This is a genomic window from uncultured Acidovorax sp., from assembly GCF_964021665.1.
GTDB classification, from domain to species: domain Bacteria; phylum Pseudomonadota; class Gammaproteobacteria; order Burkholderiales; family Burkholderiaceae_C; genus Acidovorax; species Acidovorax temperans.
Map to the genome: position 1 here is coordinate 1 of NZ_CAXIAK010000143.1, position 5,031 is coordinate 5,031.

Here is a 5,031-nt window from a genome sequence, read left to right on the forward strand (position 1 = left end):
CTGTGCCATGGAGCGACTGCGCAGGCGCGCCGTACAGCTCGTCTTGCACCTCCACGATGAGCAGCGGCGTGGTGGCCTGGCGCAAGGCCAGCGCCTTGGCCATGGTGCCGCTGAACTCGGGGTCCACGATCACGGCCTTGGCTTCGCCGTGGTCCAACATGAAGGCGATGGTTTCAGGGTCCAGCCGGGTGTTCAGGGCATTGAGCACCGCGCCGGCCATGGGCACGCCAAAGTGGGCCTCGACCATGGGCGGTGTGTTGGGCAGCATGACGGCCACGGTGTCGTTCTTGCGGATGCCGGCGCGCTGCAGGGCACTGGCCAGTTGACGGCAGCGGGTGTAGGTCTGGCTCCAGGTCTGCCGCAGGCTGCCATGCACGATGGCCAGGCGCTCGGGGTACACCTCGGCCGTGCGCTGGATGAAGCCCAGGGGCGACTGCGGGGCAAAGTTGGCGGGGTTGCGTGGCAGGTGCTGGTCGTACTTCGAAGTCATCACATCCATCCTCGGGCTGAAAACAGGGAATCGGCCATTAGAGCGCCCCCGGCTGACAGGGCGCTGAAAACCCCCGCGTCGATGCACTGGGCAGCGGCGGCCGGGTCTTTGGTTTGTAACCGCTCTGCCACGGCCAGCCATGGGGGAAAATACGCGCGTGTCTATCCCCCAGTCGTTCATCCAGGAGTTGCTCTCGCGCGTCGACGTGGTCGATATCGTGGGCCGCTATGTGCAGCTCAAAAAAGGGGGCGCCAACTTCATGGGGCTGTGCCCCTTTCACGGGGAAAAGTCGCCCTCGTTCAGCGTGAGCCCCTCCAAGCAGTTCTACCACTGCTTTGGCTGCGGCAAGAACGGCAACGCCATCAGCTTTCTGATGGACCACGCGGGCATGGGTTTCATCGAAGCGGTTCAGGATTTGGCCCAGAGCGTGGGCCTGCAGGTGCCTGATGACGACATCTCACCCCAGGACCGCGAACGTGCCGCCGCCGCCCGCCAAAAGCAGGCCACGCTGACCGATGTGCTGGAAAAAGCCGCCGACGCCTACCGCCGCCACCTGCGCGAATCGCAGCGCGCCATTGGCTACTTCAAGGCACGGGGAGTGTCAGGCCATGTGGCCAAGCGCTATGGCCTGGGCTACGCCCCTGAGGGCTGGCGCAGCCTGGCCAGCGTGTTCCCGGCGTACGACGACCCGTTGCTGGAAGAAAGCGGCCTGGTCATCGTCAACGAGGAAGACGGCGGCAAGCGCTACGACCGCTTCCGCGACCGGGTGATGTTCCCGATCCGCAACGTCAAGGGCGAATGCATCGGTTTTGGCGGCCGCGTACTGGGCGACGAGAAACCCAAGTACCTCAATTCACCTGAAACCCCGGTCTTCCACAAGGGCCGCGAGCTGTATGGCCTGTTCGAGGCCCGCACCCCCATCCGCGAGGCGGGCTATGCGCTGGTGACCGAGGGCTACATGGACGTGGTGGCCCTGGCCCAACTGGGCTTTCCCAACGCCGTGGCCACGCTGGGCACTGCCTGCACACCCGAGCATGTGCAAAAGCTGCTGCGTTTTACCGATGCCGTGGTGTTCAGCTTTGACGGCGATGCTGCCGGGCGCCGCGCCGCGCGCAAGGCGCTCGATGGCGCCCTGCCCCACGCCACGGATACGCGCAGCATCAAATTCTTGTTTTTGCCCGCCGAGCACGACCCCGACAGCTATGTGCGCGAGCACGGCGCCGACGCCTTCGCCCGCTGCATTGCCGAGGCCATGCCGCTGAGCCGCTTCCTGATCGAAACCGCCAGCGACGGCTGCGACCTGGCCACCGCCGAGGGCCGCGCCCACATGGCCAGCAACGCCCGCCCGCTGTGGTCTGCACTGCCTGACGGCGTGCTGCGCCGCCAGCTGCTGGGCGAGCTGGCCCAGCTCACGCAACTGCCCGCCAACGACCTGGCGGCCTTGTGGAGCCAGGCATCGGCCCACGACACGCACCGCCGCGCCCCTGCTGGCGCGGGCGCAGCGCACGCTGCCCATGCACAGCCCCACCCCACCGACGATTCCCCGTGGGGCGCTGGCACAGACGGCGCCCCACCCTGGCAAGGCGGCCCCGATGCCGGCTACGACGCAAACTACGGCAGTGCCTACCCCTCTACCAGCGCGCCCTACCGCAAGAGCGGAGACTGGAAGGGCAAAGGCGACTGGAAAGGCAAGGGCCCATGGAAAAAGCGCGACGACAGCCCCTGGCCGCCCCAGCCCCGCCTGCCCGCCACCCCCATGGCCAGCAGGGTGGACCATGCCGCACGGCTGCTGCTGTCGCACATGGGCTTTTTGGAGCATCTGGCGCAAGAAGACCACACCGCCCTGTGCGCCCAGCCTGCGCCGCACGGCCCTTTGTTTGCGTGGCTGGAGGCGCAGTTCCACGAGCATGGCCCCCAGCCCTGGGCCGTGCTGCGTGAAAGCCTGCGCGGGCACGAATGCGAAGCCGTGGCCGTGAAGGTGATGACTGGCGCCCATGCGCAAACCGAAGGCGACGAAGCCGAGCTGCGGTCCGAACTGACCGACCTGCTGGCCCGCATCCAGATCGAGCAGCTCAAGGAACAGCTGCAATACGCCCTGGCCAGCGGCGACCTCAACCGCTGGCGCGAGCTGGATGCGCGTTCGCGCGCGCTGAAAGCGGTGGTGGCGCCGCCCGCGCCCAAATAAGCCCGCCAAGCGCCTGCGCACGGCCCTGGCCGGGACTGATCAGAACCGATACGGGGGCACCCCAAGCCCTGCGTGCAAGACCAAAAAGCCACATAACGGCCGCATCCGCGCCAATACGGGCGCAAAAGCCCTTGAAATTCACCCCTCTTGGTATAATGTAAGGTTCATCGGCAAGAGCGACAGCAGCACCTCCGAGCCGGGCCCCCTGACACGCGCGCACCTCAGCGCGGATAGGCCCACTTATCGCAAGGACTGCACACCAAATGATCGCCCAGACATCTTGCCCCAGAGGGTCTCCCCTCAAAACGCCAAGCCGTACTGCTTTGGCGTTGCCACCCGCGCCGGGATCTGTGGCGTTCGATAGCGTTTTCTTTGTGTCAGTTTTTGAATCTGAGGTTTTTCATGCCCGCTCAAAAGTCCGCGAAGCCGCCCAAGACTGCTCCAGACACCGCTGCCAAGGCTGTCTCCAAAACCGCTGCCAAAGCACCGGCCAAAGCCGCGCCCAAAAAGGCCGCTGCTGTTGCCGAGGCTGCGGACGCCAAGAAAGTGAAAAACGTGCCTGTGAAAAGTACTGCCGAGCTGATCAAAGCTGCTGATGAATTGCTGAAGAAAAAGCCTGCGCGCGCCAAGGCAGCCGCCGCGGCCACTGACGACGAAGAAGTCCCCAAGAAGAAGCCCGGCCGCCCTGCCAAGGCAGCAGCCGCTGGTGGCGAAGCCAAGGCCCCCGCCAAGCGTGGCCGCAAGCCGAAGGCCGCAGCCGCCAGCGATGACGTGGGCGACGACGCCGACCTGTCCGACATCGAAGCCGATCTGGAAGGCGAAGTCGAAGAGTCCACCGAAGCAGCAGCCACGGTCGAAAAGGTCAAGCCGCTGCGCATGAAGATCAGCAAGGCCAAGGAACGCGCCTTGATGAAGGAATTCGGCCTGGACGAAACCGTCCTGTCCGAAGAAGACCTGCAAAAGCGCCGCTCGCGCCTGAAGACGCTGATCAAGCTGGGCAAGACCCGCGGCTACCTCACGCACGTTGAAATCAACGACCACCTGCCCGACAAGCTGGTCGATGCCGAAACGCTCGAAGCCGTTATCACCACCCTGAACGATCTGGGCGTGGCGGTGTACGAGCAAACCCCTGACGCCGAAGCGCTGATCATCACGGACAACGCCCCCGCTGGCGCCACCGAAGAAGAGGCCGAAGAAGCGGCCGAAGCCGCGCTCTCGACCGTGGACTCGGAATTCGGCCGCACCACCGACCCCGTGCGTATGTACATGCGCGAAATGGGCACGGTGGAATTGCTGACCCGCGAAGGCGAAATCGAAATCGCCAAGCGCATCGAAGGCGGTCTGATGGCCATGATGGAAGCGATCAGCGCATCGCCCGCCACCATCGCCGAAATCCTGAACATGGGCGAAGAGATCCGCGAAGGCAAGGTCGTCATCTCGACCATCGTGGACGGGTTCTCCAACCCCAACGAGGCTGATGACTATGTGGCCGAAGAAGACTTCGACGAATTCGACGAAGCCGACGATGACGACGGCAAAGGCGGCAGCAAGGCACTGACCAAGAAGCTGGAAGAACTCAAGAACGAAGCGCTGCGCCGCTTCGACCGCATCCGCGAACTGTTCGAGAAGGTGCACAAGGCCTACGACAAGGAAGGCTACGGCACCCCGGCCTACATGAAGGCCCAGGCCGCCCTGTCGGAAGAGCTGATGACCATCCGCTTCACCGCCAAGACCATCGAGAAGCTGTGCGACATGGTGCGCGGCCAGGTGGACGATGTGCGCAAGAAGGAGCGTGAGCTGCGCCGCATCATCGTGGACAAGTGCGGCATGCCCCAAGAGACGTTCATCAAGGAATTCCCGCCCAACCTGCTGAACCTGCAGTGGGTCGAGAAGCAAGCCGCCGCTGGCAAGCCCTGGTCTGCCGTGATGGGCCGCAACATTCCGCCCATCCAGGACCTGCAGCAAAAGCTGATCGACCTGCAGTCGCGCGTGGTGGTGCCGCTGACCGAGCTCAAGGGCATCAACAAGCGCATGAACGAAGGTGAAGCCACCTCCCGCGATGCCAAGAAGGAAATGATCGAGGCCAACCTGCGCCTCGTGATCTCGATTGCCAAGAAGTACACCAACCGTGGTCTGCAGTTCCTCGACTTGATCCAGGAAGGCAACATCGGCCTGATGAAGGCGGTGGACAAGTTCGAATACCGCCGCGGCTACAAGTTTTCGACATACGCCACCTGGTGGATTCGCCAGGCCATCACCCGCTCGATCGCCGATCAGGCGCGCACCATCCGTATCCCGGTGCACATGATCGAGACGATCAACAAGATCGTCCGCACCAGCCGCCAGATGCTGCACG

The 5,031-nt window shown here is 64.3% G+C and carries 3 protein-coding genes; 2 read left to right on the forward strand and 1 reads right to left on the reverse strand.

Annotated elements, in window-relative coordinates:
• A partial coding sequence (locus tag AADJ04_RS17580; protein ID WP_341240407.1) for an AMP-binding protein occupies positions 1–490 on the reverse strand: 490 nt, incomplete at its 3' end.
• Positions 491–647: 157 nt separating this feature from the next.
• On the opposite strand from AADJ04_RS17580, the gene dnaG reads away from it, so the two are divergent.
• Together dnaG and rpoD are read left to right on the forward strand one after the other, a co-directional pair.
• Positions 648–2,675: a DNA primase gene (gene dnaG, locus AADJ04_RS17585; protein ID WP_341240408.1), complete on the forward strand. Its 2,028-nt coding sequence runs from the start codon at positions 648–650 to the stop codon at positions 2,673–2,675.
• 402 nt (positions 2,676–3,077) lie between these two features.
• The coding region (gene rpoD / locus AADJ04_RS17590) for an RNA polymerase sigma factor RpoD (protein WP_341240409.1) at positions 3,078–5,031 on the forward strand (1,954 nt) is incomplete at its 3' end.